Source organism: Shewanella sp. 10B, assembly GCF_023475885.1.
Taxonomy (GTDB): Bacteria; Pseudomonadota; Gammaproteobacteria; order Enterobacterales; family Shewanellaceae; genus Shewanella; species Shewanella mangrovisoli.
The window spans coordinates 134,486-153,593 of the sequence record NZ_JAMDJO010000003.1; the positions used below are offsets into that span (position 1 = coordinate 134,486).

8 protein-coding genes are annotated in these 19,108 nt (G+C 48.6%); 1 reads left to right on the forward strand and 7 read right to left on the reverse strand.

From position 1 onward, the window contains the following. Positions 1 to 24 precede the first annotated feature (24 nt). The 4 genes from M0415_RS12950 to prfB form a co-directional block, all read right to left on the reverse strand. Complete coding sequence (locus tag M0415_RS12950; RefSeq protein WP_249556124.1) at positions 25 to 1,614, reverse strand: rhomboid family intramembrane serine protease; 1,590 nt, start codon at positions 1,612 to 1,614, stop codon at positions 25 to 27. 189 nt (positions 1,615 to 1,803) lie between these two features. Then, on the reverse strand, positions 1,804 to 2,760 hold the full coding sequence (pbpG, locus tag M0415_RS12955; protein ID WP_011621623.1) for a D-alanyl-D-alanine endopeptidase: 957 nt from the start codon (positions 2,758 to 2,760) through the stop codon (positions 1,804 to 1,806). A 356-nt stretch (positions 2,761 to 3,116) separates the two neighbouring features. Then, positions 3,117 to 4,619 (reverse strand): lysine--tRNA ligase, encoded by a 1,503-nt coding sequence (gene lysS, locus M0415_RS12960; protein WP_249556125.1) that lies wholly within the window; start codon positions 4,617 to 4,619, stop codon positions 3,117 to 3,119. 29 nt (positions 4,620 to 4,648) lie between these two features. Next, a protein-coding gene (prfB, locus tag M0415_RS12965; RefSeq protein ID WP_161629216.1) for a peptide chain release factor 2 occupies positions 4,649 to 5,747 on the reverse strand; the annotation gives its coding sequence in 2 pieces (ribosomal slippage) (positions 4,649 to 5,671 and positions 5,673 to 5,747; 1,098 coding nt in all). Positions 5,748 to 6,271: 524 nt separating this feature from the next. Here prfB and fdhF point away from each other — a divergent pair. Then, complete coding sequence (fdhF, locus tag M0415_RS12970; RefSeq protein ID WP_249556126.1) at positions 6,272 to 10,570, forward strand: formate dehydrogenase subunit alpha; 4,299 nt, start codon at positions 6,272 to 6,274, stop codon at positions 10,568 to 10,570. Positions 10,571 to 10,683: 113 nt separating this feature from the next. On the opposite strand, the gene M0415_RS12975 is transcribed toward fdhF, so the two are convergent. From M0415_RS12975 to M0415_RS12985, 3 genes are all read right to left on the reverse strand, one after another. Then, positions 10,684 to 12,348, reverse strand: coding sequence for a methyl-accepting chemotaxis protein (locus tag M0415_RS12975; protein WP_249556127.1), 1,665 nt, complete (start codon positions 12,346 to 12,348; stop codon positions 10,684 to 10,686). 135 nt (positions 12,349 to 12,483) lie between these two features. Further along, positions 12,484 to 13,635, reverse strand: coding sequence for a chromate efflux transporter (gene chrA / locus M0415_RS12980; RefSeq protein WP_249556128.1), 1,152 nt, complete (start codon positions 13,633 to 13,635; stop codon positions 12,484 to 12,486). A 184-nt stretch (positions 13,636 to 13,819) separates the two neighbouring features. Beyond that, the gene (locus tag M0415_RS12985) at positions 13,820 to 18,928 is read right to left on the reverse strand and encodes a S8 family serine peptidase (protein WP_249556129.1); all 5,109 of its coding nucleotides are present in this window, start codon (positions 18,926 to 18,928) and stop codon (positions 13,820 to 13,822) included. Positions 18,929 to 19,108: the final 180 nt, after the last annotated feature.

The window sequence follows — 19,108 nt, forward strand, 5'->3', positions numbered from 1 at the left end:
GCTTACATTCAATAGTAAAACCCATTAGCCGAGGATTTTCCTCGGCTTTTTATTGGCCTGCGACTGCACCTTGTTTGGACGTAGCAAGCTCCCAAGCAGCAGCCCACTGCCCAAACCACCAAGGTGCGCGGCATTATCCACACCGCCAAAGAGTCCCATCACAAGACTGGCAGTAACAAATAGGGTCAGATTCAGGGCGAGCGGCATATTGTCCGCCAAGGGCAATAAACCCAACCATATCCAGATGGTCAACACCCCAAATAGCCCCATGATAGCGCCCGAGGCACCTATGCTGATCGTCGCCTCATACCAGCCTATGCTGGCCATACTCGCCACTAAACCACAGCACAGATAGACCCAGAGTAAACGCCATTTGCCCAGCAGTGGCTCCAAAAACATCCCAGCAAAAACCAGCCCGTATAAGTTAAAGACCAAATGCATCAGGCCGCCGTGCAAAAACACATTGCTGATTAAACGCCAGACTTGTTGCTCAAGCACCAACTGACGAAGATTTGCCCCCCAATCGAGTAACACACTGTTTGGTAGGGCGATAACGTGCTGGCTGACAAAGGCCATCAATACAAATATCAAGGTGTTGATATAGAGCAAGATAGGCGTGATAACAAAGCCCTGCCGAGGTTTTAATTCGGCCAAAAAACCATAGAGTTCTGCCTTAGGTTTTTCCATACTCAGCTGCGCAGCCAAGGACTTAGACGCCTGCGTCTCATCCAGCTTTAACATCAGACTCATCAACAACCACAGAATGGCCCCAAAGCTTAACCAAGTGATAATCCACGCCAGTTTATGGCCATTACGCGCCTCGAAGGGTTGATTCACTGGCATCAAGACGGTTTGATACCCCTCGAAGTAGACTGAGCTTTTTTGGGCTGCGGAGAGTAACTGAGTGTAACGGCTTGACGGGCCGATACGGTCAAGATAGACAAAGTCATCAGGGGTTAAGGCATTAAACTCTTGTTGGCTATGATGAATAAACTCTTGAAATAGCGCTTCTTTCTCCTGTTGTTCGAGTCGATTACTGATCGTTTTCTCATAAACTTTGCCATACCATGCCAAGGCCTTAGCACCGACCCGCCAACTCTCGTTACGTTTAGCGAAAATTGGCATCGCAATATACAGGCTCATGCGCAGCTCACTGTTGCCCTTGCCTATGGGCTCAATATTGCGCTGCACCCCTATATGTTTTTTGTCGATATAAAACTGATTTAATTGGTAATACTTGGTCTGCGGCTGATGCAATAGTGCATTGATGGACTCGAGTTGAGTCAACTTGCCCGTTGCGCTATTAAGGTATTCCTGCGCCACGATAGTAGGTACGGCCAGCAACAGCACAGCAATCACAAAATAGATAAAACGGCTATTACTCTTGGTAAAACGGAATAACTTAAGCCTCGGCCTTAAATAGAAAAACAGCAAGGGCCAAGGCAATATCAGCGGCAGCCAGAAATTGATAATCGATTCGTCAATGCTCAGTAGTTGGAACTCGATAATCAACAACCAATGGAGCAAGCTATAACCTGAGACAAATAGCAGGCAGAGCAGTATAAAGGGCACATAGATCAACTGGAGTTTTTTTAAGATTAACGCCACACGCATATCATCCTTGAGAGAAAAATCCCGCCAATGATACGGCGTATCGCCACACAACGCACCCTTAGCGGGATGATTGCTTGAATTTTAGTGAAACCAATCAATCCTCTACAACAAAAGTGCTGGACAAATGACAACAAAAAGGCCAGAACGATTCTGGCCATTTTGTTGAATGGATAAGCAATTAATGCCTGCTTAGGTCTCGCTGACTTTGGCAAACTGCTGCTGGCTACGCTGCTTTTTATACTGCTTAGCTTCGGCTGGGATAGGAGTCACTTTGCCTGTTTCTAACCAGTTACGTAAACGGTTGGCATCCGCCATATGGGTGTATTTTCCATAGGCATCGAGCACCACAAAAGCCACTTGGCGTTTAGCCATTTCGGTACGCATTACTAAACAATGGCCAGCTTCATTGGTAAAGCCAGTTTTAGTGAGGTGAATATTCCAGTTATCTTTGTAAACCAAACGGTTAGTGTTTCTAAAGTCGAGGCTGTACTTAGGTTTGCCAAAGGTGACGGTTTTCTTTTCGGTCGAGCTTAACTGACCTAACATGGGATAGCCTTCGCTGGCCTTGAGTAACACCACTAGATCGCGGGCACTCGAAACGTTTTTCTCTGACAGCCCAGTCGGCTCCACATAACGAGTATTCTTCATGCCTAGGGCTTTTGCCTTAGCGTTCATCGCCTTAATAAAGGCCTTATGACCACCGGGATAATGGTGGGCAAGACTCGCCGCAGCACGGTTTTCCGATGACATTAATGTCAGCAATAACATATCTTTACGGCTAATTTCACTGCCGATACGCACTCGTGAGTAGACACCGCGCATTTCCTTAGTGTCATTGATATTGATGGCAAGCTTTTCATCCATGGGTAACTTAGCATCTAAGGTCACCATGGCGGTCATCAGTTTAGTCACAGAGGCAATGGGCCTTACGGCATCGGGATTACTGGAATAGAGAATTTCGTTGGTTTTTAGATCCACCACCAGCGCACTATTGGCGGCCACTTCCTGCTGTTTTGCAGGGGCTTTTTTCGCCGTGGCGGTGCTTTTTGTAGTGACAGAAGCCGAATCGGCAGAATGCGCTGTCGCGGCAACAGTTAAACTGCTGCATACCAAGATAAAACTACCAAGCAGAGAAGGGATCTTCATGTAGATTTCACTGAGTCGTTAGATAAGTCGAATGTGCTACGCACAAGGTTGAAGCTAAGTATAAGAGGTCTGTGGAAAAAGGAATAGAATCCCCATCGACTTTTATCAGTAATATCAGCACTTTTTACATTAAAAAATTAATGCAAAATAACAGCGTAAAACATTAACATAAATGAATAACTAAGCAGCACGATCCATGATAATAGTAATCAGCAGTGACTAAACCTATAAAATAGTTTTTTTATAGTGAAATAACTCAAAAGCTTTGCAAGTAAAAATATCACTGCCATAAAAAAACCAGCCTAACGGCTGGTTTTTATTACTCGCTCTTGGTGTTGAATCAACACCTAACAGGCTTAGGCCTGTGGGCGCATCGCTGGGAACAGGATCACGTCACGGATAGTGTGAGTGTTAGTGAATAGCATCACTAAACGGTCGATACCGATACCTTGACCCGCTGTTGGTGGTAAACCGTGTTCCAGTGCAGTGATGTAGTCTGCATCGTAGAACATGGCTTCGTCGTCACCCGCGTCTTTCGCGTCAACCTGTGCTTTAAAGCGGCTGTCTTGGTCTTCAGCATCGTTTAACTCACTGAAACCGTTAGCCACTTCACGGCCACCGATGAAGAATTCAAAACGGTCGGTGATGAAGTGATTGTCATCGTTACGACGTGCCAGTGGCGAAATGTCCGCTGGGTAGCCAGTGATGAAAGTCGGTTGCATTAGCTGCCATTCAGCGGTTTCACCGAAGATTTCTTCTAATAGCTGACCACAGGTCCAGAACTTCTCGATCTTGATGCCTAGGCTGATCGCCAATTCACGCATGAATTCAAGATCTTTCACTTGCTCGTAGGTCATGGCTTGGATAGTCGCGTTGTCAGGATTGTACTTCTGAATCGCTTCTAACATGCTTAAACGGGCATATGGGCCACCGAAATCAACGGTGTGCTCGCCGTATGGCATTTTCGCGCTGCCTAATAGCTCAATCGCGATAGAGCTTAATAGCTCTTCGGTTAAGTCCATCAGATCTTTGTAGTCAGCGTAGGCCATATAGAATTCCATCATAGTGAATTCCGGGTTGTGGCGTGGCGACAGACCTTCGTTACGGAAGTTACGGTTGATTTCGAATACGCGCTCAAAACCACCAACTACTAAACGCTTGAGGTATAACTCTGGCGCGATACGCAGGTACATTGGCATGTCCAGCGCGTTGTGGTGCGTGATAAATGGACGGGCTGAAGCGCCACCTGGGATCACGTGCATCATTGGGGTTTCAACTTCCATGAACTCTTTTTTGATCATGAAGTTACGGATAGCTGCAACCACTTTTGAACGCATTACGAAGGCTTGACGAGATTCTTCGTTAACGATTAAGTCCACATAACGTTGGCGGTAACGGGTTTCTTGGTCGGTTAAGCCGTGGAATTTCTCTGGCAGAGGACGCAGTGCTTTAGTCAGCAGTTGGTACTCTTCCATATTCACGTACAGATCGCCTTTACCAGACAAGTGCAACTGACCGGTTACGCCGATGATGTCACCGATATCCAGACCTTGGTAACGGTCTTTCAGATCCGCTTGAACGCCTTTTTCAGCGTAAGCTTGGATACGACCAGACACGTCTTGGATCACCAGGAATGGGCCACGTTTTGCCATGATACGGCCAGCGATGCTGGTTTTAAAACCTAAGGCTTCGAGTTCTTCCTTAGTGTTTTGACCGTATTTTTCCTGCAACTCAGCCGCTTTGTGGGTGCGACGGAAAGTATTAGGGTGAGCATTAGCGCTGCAGTTCGGGCGAATGCTTTCTAGCTTGGCACGACGCTCGGCAATCAGTTTGTTTTCATCTTGTACTTGTTCAGTCATCTTATTTCTCGTCTATACCTTTGAATTAATTACAGCCCTGATTTCAAACTGGCTTCGATAAACTTGTCCAGATCGCCATCGAGTACCGCTTGGGTATTGCGCGTCTCCACGCTAGTGCGTAAGTCTTTAATACGGGAATCATCCAATACATAAGAACGGATCTGGCTGCCCCAACCGATGTCAGATTTAGCATCTTCGGCGGCTTGCTTTTCCGCATTTTGCTTATGCATTTCTAATTCGAACAGTTTGGCTTTTAACTGCTTCATCGCCGAATCTTTGTTCTTGTGCTGTGAACGGTCGTTCTGGCACTGCACTACCGTGTTAGTCGGTAAGTGGGTAATACGTACCGCAGATTCGGTTCGGTTAACGTGCTGACCACCCGCACCCGAGGCGCGGTATACGTCGATACGTAAGTCAGCAGGATTAATGTCAATGGTGATATCGTCATCAATCTCTGGGTAAACGAATACCGAGCAGAAAGAAGTATGGCGGCGGCCCGATGAGTCGAATGGCGATTTACGCACTAAACGGTGCACGCCCGTCTCGGTACGTAACCAACCGAAAGCATACTCACCGGTGAATTTAATGGTCGCGCCCTTAATACCGGCGACGTCACCATCGGTGACTTCCATCAGCTCAGGGCTGAATCCGTGGGCTTCGCCCCAACGCAGGTACATACGCAGTACCATGTTGGCCCAGTCTTGTGCCTCAGTACCGCCACTGCCCGATTGAATGTCTAAGTAACAATCGGAGGCATCATGTTGACCAGAGAACATACGGCGGAATTCGAGTTCGGCCAAACGGCTCTCTAAATAATCCAGCTCTTTGGTGGTTTCATTGAAGGTGTCTTCGTCTTCTTCTTCGATGGCAAGCTCTAGCAGACCTTCAACGTCTTCAAGACCTGCGTCCATATCATCGATAGTTTTGACAACGGCTTCGAGGCTGGCGCGCTCTTTACCTAGGGCTTGAGCACGTTCTGGCTCGTTCCACACCTCAGAACTTTCAAGTTCACGGCTGACTTCTTCTAGACGCTCATGCTTAGCATCGTAGTCAAAGATACCCCCTAAGAAGCTGCGTACGCTCGGCAAGCTCCTTAATTTTGAATTTTACTGGATTAACTTCAAACATGGATTTTCTTCGCTTTATTTTTGCCGTTTCAATGGATTTTCCATCAAAGGAGGCGGCGATTAACAGTATTTGCAACCGCGCATTTTAACCTAACAACGGCTGTAAACCTAGGGCGTGTTGACACTTCAGGGCGATTTTATCAGCCTAAAAAGCACCGCTGGCGCCAGCAGATTAACAGACAAAGCCGAGTTAAGACTGTGATCCTACATGAAATAACCCGTTTAACGCCTCGTTCAAACATAAATTTGAGCAAGCTAAACAGTGATAATCACTAAAAACCTCAAAGGATTAAGCTAGATACAGATAAATCAAATATAAAACACCAAGTAAATCACAACTTTCCACCACCAAACCTTCATCAGCGCACAGTCTGATACGGGTTTGTGATGACAACGGCAATTTAGCGTCAAACTTCCCCCGCCCATAAGCGTCTTCTAAAGCGCTCTAGTTATACTCAAACCCACCTTAAGCCTGCCGCTTTACGCCAATGCAGCAAGCACCCTACAAATATAAAAGGCCTTGGGATGATAGAACTTAACATCGACAATCACAGCGTCACGGCCGAGCCGAACGATAACCTATTACAGGCGGCCCGTAAGGCGGGCATAGCCATTCCGAGCCTGTGCGACCCAACGGATGCGACACGGCAATTGGGCACAGCTCCTAACGCCGATAAACAGGACTGCAACCTCTGCCTAGTGCAAATCGAAAATACCGATGCCAGCCTGCGCTGCGTTAAAGCCTGTGAAACGCCCGCCGAAGCGGGCTTAAAAGTCATCACACAATCGGCATATTTAACTAAACAGCGCCAAGCTGCATTGAGCACGATTTTAAGTGACCACTTTGCCGATTGTGAGGCCCCCTGCCAGCTGGCCTGCCCTGCGGGCGTCGATGTACAAAGTTACCTGTACCACATTGCCCAAGGCGACCACACCCAAGCCATTAAAGTCATTAAAGACACTCTGCCGCTGCCGCTGTCGATTGGCCGAGTCTGCCCCGCGTTTTGCGAGAGCGAATGCCGCCGCGGCCTCGTCGATGACCCCATTGCCATTCGTCAACTTAAGCGCCACGCCGCCGATTTAGACTTAGCCGACGATGAACAAGGCAATAGCTATCAGCCGCCGCGCCTCGCCGACACAGGCAAGAAAATTGCCATTATTGGCGCGGGCCCCGCGGGTTTAAGCGCGGGTTATTACCTGTCAAACCAAGGGCATAGTGTTGAGATATTTGAAGCCATGCCCCAGGCGGGCGGCTGGCTGCGCTACGGGATCCCCGAATACCGTTTACCTAAGGCGATTCTCGATAAAGAAATCGAGCTGCTGTGCCGTAATGGGTTAACCATTCATACCGATACTCGCCTCGGCCATGAAATTCACTTAGCCCAGCTGGTCGCCGATTTCGACGCTGTGTGCCTCGCCATCGGTGCCCAAAAAGCGGTACCGATGAACTACAAAGGCTCAGCGCTTGCGGGCTGTTACCTTGGGGTGGATTTTCTTAAGGATCATTGCCTCGACAAACAATTGAAGTTAGGTAAGAAAGTCGCCGTGATTGGCGGCGGCAACACCGCCATCGACTGCGCCCGCACCGCGGTGCGTGAAGGTTGCGATGTCACCTTAATCTACCGCCGCACCCGCGCCGAAATGCCCGCCGAAGCCTACGAAGTACATGAGGCCGAAGTTGAAGGCGTGAAATTCCATTTCTTAACTAATCCCATTGAAAATCATAGTGATGCTAATGGACAGGTAGAAGCTGTCACCTTCAGCCAAATGGTGCTCGGTGAAGCCGATGCCTCGGGTAGACGCGCGCCCGTGGACACGGGAGAAACCTTTACCGAGGCCTTCGATACCGTTATCGCCGCCGTCTCCCAAGCGCCGGATCTGAGCTTTATGCAGGATCCTATGGGGCAACTCAGCCATGGCGAACTGGCGCTGAGCCGCTGGAACACCCTAATTGGTTGTGAGCAAACCATGTCATCTGGTGTAGAAAAACTGTTTGTGATGGGCGATGCCCGCCGTGGCCCCGCGACAGCCGTCGCCGCGATTGGCGATGGCCGTAAAGCGGCAATCGCTATTGATAAGATGCTAAAAATTGGCCTTAGCTGTAATTTACATGCCCATGCGTTTAACTCGGTTAAAACCATTCCAAGCGCCCCCATTCCAAGTGCCCTTAAGCAAACCGAAACAAGCTCAAATGCAGGGTCAAGGCTTTATCCCCATACGCAGCGCCAGCCCCGCTTGAAGATGCCCGAACTCACGGCGCTGCAACGGCTGCTGAATTACAGTGAAGTTGAGCTTGGTTTTCCGGCCGATGCCGCCATGCAAGAGGCGGCGCGTTGTCTCGAGTGCGCCTGTCAGGCCAATACCGACTGTAAGCTGAGGGATTACGCCACGGATTACGGTGTCGAGGCCAAAAGCTTAACCACTGAAAATGCGCGCCATTTCAGTGTTGATAAGAGTGCGCCCTTTATTCAATTCGATGCCAACCGCTGTATTAGCTGCGGCAAATGCGTCGATGTGTGTCAGCTGCAGAGTGGCCACTGCGCGATTCAATTTAGCCAAGATTCCTACCAGGCGCTGCCGCAGGAAATCAGCCAACCCCTTGAGCGCCGAGCGCCGAGAGTCGGCTTTAGTGCGAGCATGGCCGATAGCCACTGTGTGCAATGTGGTAACTGTGTGCAGGTTTGTCCGACGGGTGCACTGGTCGATGCCCGAGATAAACGCCAAGGGGATAGTACAGAGTTAAAAACCGCCTCAACGATTTGTACTTACTGCGGCGTGGGCTGTCGTCTAGACCTTAAAATCGACCCCAACGCCAATCGCATCCGCCATATCGAAGGCAATAAGGACTCGGTCGTTAACCAAGGCATGCTGTGCGTTAAGGGACGTTTTGGCTTCGATTTTATTCACAGCGACAAACGTCTTACTACGCCACTGATCCGTAAAAACGGCGAGCTACAACCGAGTAGCTGGCCCGAAGCCATCGCCTATGTGGCAAAACGCTTAACCGAGATAAAACAAAAAGATGGCAGCAATGCCCTCGCCAGCCTCGCCTCGGCCAAGGCCACCAACGAAGATAACTTTGTGCTGCAAAAGTTTGTTCGTAGCGTTCTTGGCACCAACAATATCGATCACTGCGCTCGCCTCTGCCATTCATCGACGGTAACGGGCTTGCAGCAAAGTATTGGTAGCGGCGCCATGACCAATGATATTCCGAGCATCAAGGACTCGGACGTCATCTTTATCTTAGGGTCGGATACCACCTGCGCTCATCCGATTATCGCCTCAAAAATCCAGCAGGCGGTGATGCAGCACGGCGCGCGCTTACTAGTCGCCGATCCTAAGCGGGTTGGCATTGCCGAAAAGGCCGAGCTGTATGTCGCCCATAGGCCGGGCACGGATGTGATGTTGCTCAACGCCATTATGGCGGAAATTATTCGCCACGATTGGCAGGATAAAGCCTATATTGCCGAGCGCACCGAAGGCATTGAGGCCCTCTATGCAGAGTTAGCCAAGGACGATTATTCCCTCGAAAACGCAGCGCTTATCACGGGCGTAAAAGCCGAAGACATTGCCCGCCTCGCACGTACCATAGGCACGGCCGAAAAGACCGCGGTTTACTACGCCATGGGTATCACTCAGCATACGACGGGGCACGATAACGTCACCGCCATCTCTAATTTGCAGCTACTTTGCGGCAATATTGGTGTATCAGGCGCGGGCATTAACCCACTTCGCGGCCAGAGCAATGTCCAAGGTGCCTGCGATATGGGCGCCCTACCCAACTATTTTAGCGGTTATCAAAAGGTCACGGATCTTCATGCCAGAATGCGTTTCGAAAACCATTGGCAAACGCCGTTATCGGGGGAAATTGGCGTCACTGCAACCCATATGATGCACGATATTGCCAAGGGCAAAATTAAAGCCTTGTATGTGATGGGTGAGAATCCAGTGCTCAGCGATCCCGACCAAGCCCATGTGCTTAATGCATTGAGCCAAATCGAGTTTCTGGTGGTGCAGGATATCTTTTTAACCGAGACGGCCGAGCTTGCCCATGTGGTCTTACCCGCCGCCGCATTTGTGGAAAAACGCGGTCACTTTACCAATACCGAACGTCGGGTGCAGCGGCTCGAGCAGGCACTCGCCTCACCGGGTGAGGCCTTACCCGATTGGCAGATAGTGCAAGCCGTCGCTAACGCCATGGGCGCATGCTGGGACTATGCCAACGAAGAGGCCATCTGGCGCGAAATCAACGAACTTACTCCGCAGTATCGCGGCATTCGTTGGGACAGATTAAGTGCCAATGCCGAAGGTAAGATTTCTCAAGGGATTCAATGGCCCTGTCCGGATGAAACCCATCCCGGAACACCGATTATGCACCAGAGCCAATTCACTCGAGGCTTAGGCTTATTTACGCCTGTCAGTTATCGCCTTCCCGCCGAGATGCCCTGCAACGAGTATCCGCTAACGCTGTCAACGGGGCGGCTGTTGGAGCAGTTCCACACGGGCACACTCACCCGTAAGACACCAGGGCTGGATTTACTCGGCGCGCCTAAGGTGATGATTTCGGTTTATGATGCGGAGCAACTGGGGATAAACAATGGCGATAAACTTCGCCTCACTACCCGCCGCGGAGAGATTGAAATCGATGCCTTTGTGACTAAACGCGCCCAAGCAGGTGTACTGTTCCTGCCGTTCCATTTTGTGGAAGCGGCGGCGAATAAGCTCACTATCAATGCCTTAGATCCTGTGGCTTATATTCCCGAATATAAGGTCTGTGCGGTCAGGGCTGAAAAGGTGGCAGCAAAGGTGAGTGAACCAGCTTAAGGCTTACGCATAGAGCGCCTGCAAGGGATAAACCCACCGCTGGATATAAAAAACGGGAGACATTGTCTCCCGTTTTTATTCGCGAATTTAATTAACTTGTTTAATTAGATGAGTTAAATCTTAAACTGCCCCACCAATTTACCGAGGTTAATCCCTTCCTGAGACACGGTTTGACTCACCTTGGCCGCATCTTCACTGGAATGCAGTAGCTCGTTAACGATCTCTTGGATGGCATAAACGTTACGGTTGATTTCTTCGGTCACAGAGCTTTGCTCGGTCGCCGCCGTCGCAATTTGAGTACTCATATCATTAATCGCGGTCACCGCCGATGTCACAGAGCCTAAGCTCTCGGAAATAGCGCGGGAAGAATCCACCGAACGCACGCAGCTCTGCTGGCTCTCGTCCATGGTTTTAACTGCGACCGAGACTAACTTATGCAGCTCAGAGAGCATTTCGTTAATTTCTAAGGTACTTGCCTGAGTACGGCTGGCAAGATTACGCACTTCGTCGGCCACCACGGCAAAACCACGGCCCTGTTCACCGGCGCGGGCCGCTTCAATCGCCGCGTTAAGGGCCAGCAGGTTAGTTTGCTCGGCAATGCCGCCAATCACAGACAACACACTGTTAATCTTTTGCGATTGCTCGCTTAAGGATTTAATACTGCCCGCAGCATTGTTGATTTGCGACATGAGTCCGGCAATCTCTTCGAGAGAGACATCGACGCAGCGCTGGGCATTGGCCACATCCCCTGTAGCGGCTTGGGTCGCCTCGGCCACTTGGGTGGTATTTTGCGCCACTTCACTCGCGGTGGACGACATCTCGGTAATGGCCGTCACCACTTGGTCTGTCTCGTTGTTATGGCTAAGCAACTGGCTCGACATCACTTTGGTTTGGTCATGAATCGCATTGGCGGCGGATTTCACCTTAGCCGTTGCATTGGCCACATCGCCGATAATGGTTTGCAGCTTATCGACAAACAAGTTAAAGGCTTGACCTAACTGAGCAATTTCATCCTCGCCCTTCACGCTTAAGCGTTTGGTTAAGTCACCTTCACCCTTAGCGATATCATTCAGACTGTCCGCCATATTCTTAATCGGCACCACCATACGATGGGCGGCGACCATGATGATAAAGGCCGTGATCCCCGTCAGCACTAAGGCGATTAATAGGATCATGAAGGACTTATCGGCCATTTGTTCGGTCACGGTTTGGCGGTAATCCTCGACTACGGCTTCGATATCGTCGATATAAGCCCCTGTACCTAGCATCCAGTCAGTACCTGGAACCATCATCACATAGCTAATCTTCTCGATTTGCTCGTTAGTATTGGGCTTTTGATAGTAATAGGAAAAGTTACCGTCACCGCGTTTGGCCGCATCCAGCAAACCGACAATGATCTTAGTACCGCGTGGGTCGGTCATATCGATTTTGTTTTGCCCTTCGAGATTAGGCATTAAGGCATGGAAAATGTTTTTGCCTTGGGAATCATAAATAAAGAAATAACCCGCGCTGCCAAAACGAATATCACGTAGGGCTTGGTTCACATTGCCTTGGTCTTTCAATGACAGTTGATATTGCACAATCCCTGCAGCAATTTCGGTCGCTTCTTTGATTTGTTGTTTACGTTCGCCCACCAATTTTGTTCTAAAGGTCACCACTTCTTCCGCGAGAGATTCCTGCTCGACGTAGTAGGAAACGGTCATCAGCACTAATAAGGTCAAAATTAGGGGAAACAAAGACAACAGCAGTAGTTTATTACGCAGGCTTAAATTCGACATGCTTGCTTACTCCAGGGTGATCGAGCTTATATTTTTTTATATTTATGAAGTATAGCCAAAACAGTGCAACATCTTTGCGTTTAACTTAACAAATATCGTATTAATCTCAGGCACCAGCTTTAGGAAGTCATTCGCTTAACCAAGTAATATCAATCCGATACCACACAGGCTAAAGCCTAAAACCAATAGCAGCATCTGCGGTTTGAAGAGCTTTAACGCACCAAAACCGAGCAAGACTATGGCCATATCCATGGCGGATAATACCCCTTGAGTAAACACGGGTTGGTATAGCGCCGCAGCCAATAACCCCACCACACAGGCGTTGACACCGGCAAGCATACCGGCAATCTTGGATCTGGCGGCAATTGCATGCCAACTCTTTAAGCCCACCAGCATCAATAAAAATCCCGGTAAGAAGATAGCTAGAGTTGCGATAGCCGCGCCGACAAAGGGATTCTCAAGCATCATCTCGGCGCCAAGGAAGGTCGCAAAAGTGAACATAGGCCCTGGCACGGCTTGGGCAAAGGCATAGCCAGTGAGGAAGCGATCGCTACTCAGAGAATTGCCAACCGCAGTCTCAAGCAACGGCAGCACCACATGACCGCCACCGAAGACTAAGCTGCCAGCGCGATAAAACTCACCGAAGATCCCAGCTTCAACACCAAGCTCTAAAGCAAAAAAGCTCCACAAAAACAAGGCGATAAATATACCTAAGCTCAGGTGGTTCAAACGAATGGGGTCAGGCTTTTGAGACTCACTCTCGGTTGAACTCAAGAATGATAAGCCTAAAAGCGCGGCAAGAATTAACAGCGCAATTTGGGTCCACAAGAATGGGAAAATCAGTATGCTCGCGGCGCTGCCAAGCATCAATAAGCGCGCGGTTTTACGCTGGCAAAACTGGCTGAACATCGCCAGCACTGCATCCGCCACCACGACCACAGCCAAGAGTTTTAAGCCATGGACTATGCCCTGCATATAATTGTTACCTAACCAAGCGGCGGTGGTTACGGCCAGCAGATACATCAATACAAAGGAAGGTAAGGTAAATCCGGCAAAGGCGGCTATGGCGCCGAGCAGTCCACCCCTATGGTAACCAATGGCAAAACCGACCTGACTCGAACCGGGTCCCGGCATAAATTGGCTTAAAGCCACTAAGCTGGCATAACGTTTATCATCAAGCCAACCGAGTTCGTTGACAAAGGTTTGTCGAAAATAGCCGATATGCGCCGCAGGTCCGCCAAAACTCATCAGTCCAAGGGTTAAAAAACGTAAGAATATCTGCAGCATATGCTTTGCCTTTCGATGCATAAAGTAAGCGAGATTATGCCATTAAAAAGACATTTTGATGAAAAGGAAATACTGTTACAGCGAAAGAGCGCTAAGCCATAGAAACAAAAAAGCCGGCAAAATCCATTTGCCGGCATCCTAAATTCAGGATAAATATCAATTGACTAGGAAGTCAAACCCATGATTAGTGAGTTTTTCTTCTTCTGATCAATGCCCCGAGAGCCAGTAGCATAGATAAACCTCCTAAAGCACCACCACTATCCTTATTGGTGTCAGGGTCAGGTGTCACAGGTGGCGTAGTCGGTTCAACACCATCGGATTCAACGGTCAGCATAAAGCTAGTGCTCGCTGCATCTGTTGGGTTTTCCACATCACTCACAGTCACAGTAATTTCTACATCGCCGTGGAAGTTAGCTTCTGGTGTAATCGTGATGCTTGAACCTGAAGTGTCGCCATTCACTACAGCGCTGATGTGCTCACCCGTTACGGTGATCTTGTTCACGCTGTTTTGCTCATCGGCATAAATGACTTTCAAGCCTTCTAAGCGAGTGTTTTCAGCAATCGTTTGGTTAGCAATGCGAGCCACAGTGATGTTACTTGGTACAGTGACTGTGCGTGACATGCTGATGTTCGCCATACCATCAATCTGACTGACCGCATCCACAGTTAAGGCTTTACCTGGTGCATTTGTAGTGACTTTAGTCCAAGCCGTCACTTCAAATTGAGATGACTCTGGGCCAACGTAGTCGTAACACACAACTAAACCGTTGTGGATCTTATCCTTAAGACCATTCCAAGCGTATTGCTCACCTTTGTAACCGCCAGCTGGGCCTAGTCTAGAGACAGCACCTTTGAAGCCCTGTAGACCGATAGAACCGCGATCATTTTGGCTACCATAGTCGATATTATCGTAGGCCATGATCAGTTCGTATTCACCGTCGCCAAAGCGAGTGTTAACGTTGAACAGCAGCTCGAAGTCGAATCTATCGTCACGCTCTTCCCACTGCCAAACAGCTTGAGAATCTCTATCCAACTGCTTGTAAGAACGCGCATTATCGTACTCAATAATACCCCAACCTGAAGAGGTACTACCCACGGTGATACCAGCAATTTCACTGCTGGTCAGCACTAAAGGCACACTCAGCAGATCTTGAACGGTTCCCCTATAGTCGTATCCACGCCACAGCACACCAATACTTGCCCATGGAGCATTGTTATACGGGAAGACATCATGCCAAGGGAAGAATATCTTCTCACTCTCATAGAGGTTGATAATACCCGTACCCAAAATTTGCAGACTATTGTTATTCCAAATGTTCATGGTTTCTGAGTTGTTATACAGGTGATAACCCGTATATTCCCCACCAAACAAGGTGCTGATTGGCAATTTCACACCTGTTTGATAGTTGATCATATTATTGCTACCAGTTGTTGCCTTACCGGTTGCAGGATTAATGACTGTAGGCTGGAAACCACTCATTGTTGGATAAATACCGAACTCTTCTAAGTCTACGTAACCACCTGGGTTGCTGTTACCAAAGTTTGGCGTACGGCATAGTGGATCAGTTTCGTTAGTCGTGATCTTGTAGTGAGCGTAGTCACCTAAAGTATTAGGCTGAACACCGCTGATGGTCAGCTTTTTACCTTCAAGCTTAATATCTTTAACAATCGCACTTGAAGAGCTATACACATCTTCCGCTTTCAGGCTTAGCCCTTCTGGAATGGTAGCTTCGATACTAAATGCACGATCCGCACCAGACTCGTTCGCTTGAACTTGGAAAGTGAATGGTAATTGTTGACCAATTAACGCCTTAGTCTGGGTAGTGTCTAAATTCACATCATCCACACCACGGTTCAGTTTAAAGGCCACCTTACCTATGTTACCCGCGTTAACAGCAGAAGTACCAAAGTCAACTAAGGAGTAATACACATCACCCGAAGACATCTCTGGGATATTCCAGTTTACGTTGATATCGACAGCATCAGTGCCATTGCTGGCCGGGACTTCAACGCCCATATTACTGGCAACTTGGTCACTCACTACCGTTGCGGCATATTGGAAGGTTTCCATTACGCCTGCGTTATAGTTATTAGAAGAACTGCCTTTTCTTGGGTTATAGAAAATAGCCCAATAGGTGCCTTCATCTGGCTCATTAATATTACAGAAGTTGTTATATACACCGTCGTTAGACACGCATAGTGTTTCTTCTAATGGGTCGGCTAGACCGTTACCGTTATAGTCCTTACCTACATAAATAAGGATATTACCCTTATCCCATTCGCCATTAAATGGAGAATCTACCCCACCTAAAGTTTCAACAATCAGACGACGACTACCCGCTGGCACATCGATCATCTCAACGTGAGTCGCTTCGTCCACACGCTTTGTGATATCAGCGCTAGGATCCGGATTGAGATTCCATGGGTAGGTGTTTTCATCATCCTTTGGCAGAGTTGCGGTTTTCACTTCTGCTTTTACAGGCTCGAAAATACGACCATGAATGCTATCACCTTCAGGTAAATTAATACCTTTAATCACTGCACTGGCGTTATTGCGATGTGCCGTAGTTTGCAGGCTAGATGGCATATCATTGTTGTCGTACTTAAAGACGATTGGCCAATGGGCTTCTGACGCATTATTGCTAATTTCAGTGAAGATTAAGTTTGAGTGCAGCTCAACCTCAGCATTACTGAACGGATCTTGGGTATCCATGATTGACGCTTCAACCACGATATCCATGGTTTCACCGGCCTTCAGCGTAAACTCGCTTGGATAAGCCTTGATGGTAACCCCATTTTGCACAGCTTGACTCTGTGAATCCATGTGCCAGTTGATCACATCGCCGTTCGTCACGCTCCAGCTACCATCTTTCGTTGCACGAATGGTACGGATCCATTGACACTTAGGCTTACATTCAAAGCTCACTAACTGTGGAATGTTTAACTTATGTACTACACCGCCATTGTTAGGATCGGCCGATTTGAAGTTATCAATGGTTTCATCCATCACAAAGCCAGCATTAACGGCATTTTTCACGTTAATACGGCCAGTACCGGCGCGGTAGGTTGAAGCAAGTTCAACATCACCTGTTGCAGCGTTCAGACGGCGGTATTGAACTTTATTTTCCGCTGTCATCGCCAGAGCAGATTGTACTTCTGTTGCAGTCCAATCCTTGTTCACTTGACGGATCAATGCCAAAGCACCCGCCACATGTGGCGACGCCATAGAAGTACCACTGATCATCGCAAAGTCGCTTGATGGGGAGGTGGTATCAAACGGATGCTCGTCGGCATAGGCGGCAAAAATATCCACACCAGGAGCTGCGACTGCTGGGATCAAGGCTTCTGGCGTCGAAGTACTCGGGCCGCGTGATGAGAATGCCGCTAACCAATCGGCTTTTTCAGGGTTGAGATTACGCTCGATTTCAGTCTCGGTGATCGTCAGGGTATGACCCGTGCCTTTGTTCAACCAGCCATATAGACCGCTGCCGCTGGACGTACCCCAGTTTTCTTGGGTGATATGGATTGAAGGTACTGAGTAAGATACCGCAGGAACAATCGCTTCACCCGCTGCGTAGTTGTACAGAATCATACCGTCTGCACCACCAGCTTTCACGTTGTCGGCTTTCACGCTACGGGCAATACCTGTGGTGCTTTTTGTGTCGTTACGACGACAGGCCACAATCACATCGACAGGATTGCCATCGGCATCAGTCAAGTCGAAAGTACCTGCAGGGAATGGGTTAGCACAGTATTCGTCACTGTAGTTTCTTGCCATTACCACACGGCCAGTCACCGATTCTTTGTTGATCACGCCGCCGCTGATTTCACTCCACGTTGGAGTGGTTAAACCACCAACAGGGTCAACCAGTTTAGTGGTGATATCAATTACGCGATCATGGGTCGTTGCCGCAACATTCAATAACCACGGAGAAGCGTGGTCAATTGCGCCGAAGTATTCGGCTGCACCACCATATTGACCAGAGTTACCCGCCGCAACGGCAACAGAGATACCGGCTTCACGGGCAGCAAGGAAGGCTAGCTCAACATCGCTCGCCCAAGGATTCGACTCTTGACCACCGATAGAGAAGTTGATGACGTCCACGCCATCTTTAATGGCATCTTCAATACCCGCTACTAGCGCTTCGCCAGGACAGCCTGCACCTATATGGTTGTCTGGGTAACAAACTTGGTAAGAAACAATGTTCGCGTGTGGTGCAACACCACTAATGCTTGGGAATAACCCCGCTTTGATCACTCGACCATCGGAGGCTTCGGTGTCACTAACACCAGCAAGATAATCAACGTTTAACAGTACGTTACCGGCAGCAGTAGAAGCTACGTGTGAACCGTGACCTTGATAATCCTCACCCACTGCAGGACGGGTTACACCGAAATTACCGTTGGTAAAGTTATCGGTGATCACAGGATATGAACGCACACCAATCAACTTATCGTTACACAGGGTTTCGAAACCCACTTTGGTACAGTCACCAACGTAGTTTCCAGCGCCCCAAGGGTTGTCATGTTTGTAACCATCTTCACCGATTGCCGCGAATGATCTGTGATCCGTGTTAATACCGGTATCGATAATCCCCATAATAACGCCTTCACCTTTGTAAGGCAGGCCGTCTGGGGTTGCAGTTCCAGTCCAAATCTTATCAGCCTGAATCAGCTGAGGGCCAGCATCTGACTGTAATTCATAGGTTTTTGACAGGCGAACGGAGGCAACATTAGGAAGGTCAGCAACACGCTGTGCTTCTTCCTGTGTCATGGCAATAGAGAAACCGTTTACTGCGTTGGTAAACTGTTGACGCGCCTGACGCGCACCTACATGTGACTGAATATCAGCCAGCACTTGCTTTTGATTAGATAACAATTGCGCACGGTATTTTTGTACTGCGCGGTTTGCAGGCTGACCATCAACATATAATTTTGAGGCTTTTGCCGTTCTTGCTGAAGCGTTATCAGTGCCTAAAAGCTCAGCACTTACCTGCGCCAAAGGTTTTTGGTTTAATCGAACGATATAGACCTGTTCACCAGTCAAACCTTCCTCATACTGAAACTTGTTCGCTTGAGGATTGATTTGGATATTGACACCCACACCTTGCTCACCCACTTGCGCTTTGGCTTGCTCGGCATTTAATTGGTTGATCTGGTCAGATGTTAACTGCAAACCTTTAATTTTTTGTACTTGGTTCTTATGTACATCGCCAATGCTTGCAGCAGCCTGCATAGCACCAGCACCATAAAGGGCGGCAGCAACAGTGTAAGTTATTAACTTCAGCTTCACTTTGCTTCTCCGTTATTGTTGTAGTTGGTCATTTATCACACGACCTAACTGCCTGGTGGCGCCCTAATCTAAACACCAACGAATTAAAACACTCAGCACTTTGACGTAACATTTTGTACACAAAAACAAGGCTAAATAGGAAACTTTTGGCAAACAAACAATAGTGACTCAGTATTTATC

Excerpts from the sequence above, each read along its gene's own strand:
- M0415_RS12950 (WP_249556124.1), bottom strand. The coding sequence starts at position 1,614 with ATGCGTGTGGCGTTAATCTTAAAAAAACTCCAGTTGATCTATGTGCCC.
- pbpG (WP_011621623.1), bottom strand. The coding sequence starts at position 2,760 with ATGAAGATCCCTTCTCTGCTTGGTAGTTTTATCTTGGTATGCAGCAGT.
- lysS (WP_249556125.1), bottom strand. The coding sequence starts at position 4,619 with ATGACTGAACAAGTACAAGATGAAAACAAACTGATTGCCGAGCGTCGT.
- fdhF (WP_249556126.1), top strand. The coding sequence starts at position 6,272 with ATGATAGAACTTAACATCGACAATCACAGCGTCACGGCCGAGCCGAAC.
- M0415_RS12975 (WP_249556127.1), bottom strand. The coding sequence starts at position 12,348 with ATGTCGAATTTAAGCCTGCGTAATAAACTACTGCTGTTGTCTTTGTTT.
- chrA (WP_249556128.1), bottom strand. The coding sequence starts at position 13,635 with ATGCTGCAGATATTCTTACGTTTTTTAACCCTTGGACTGATGAGTTTT.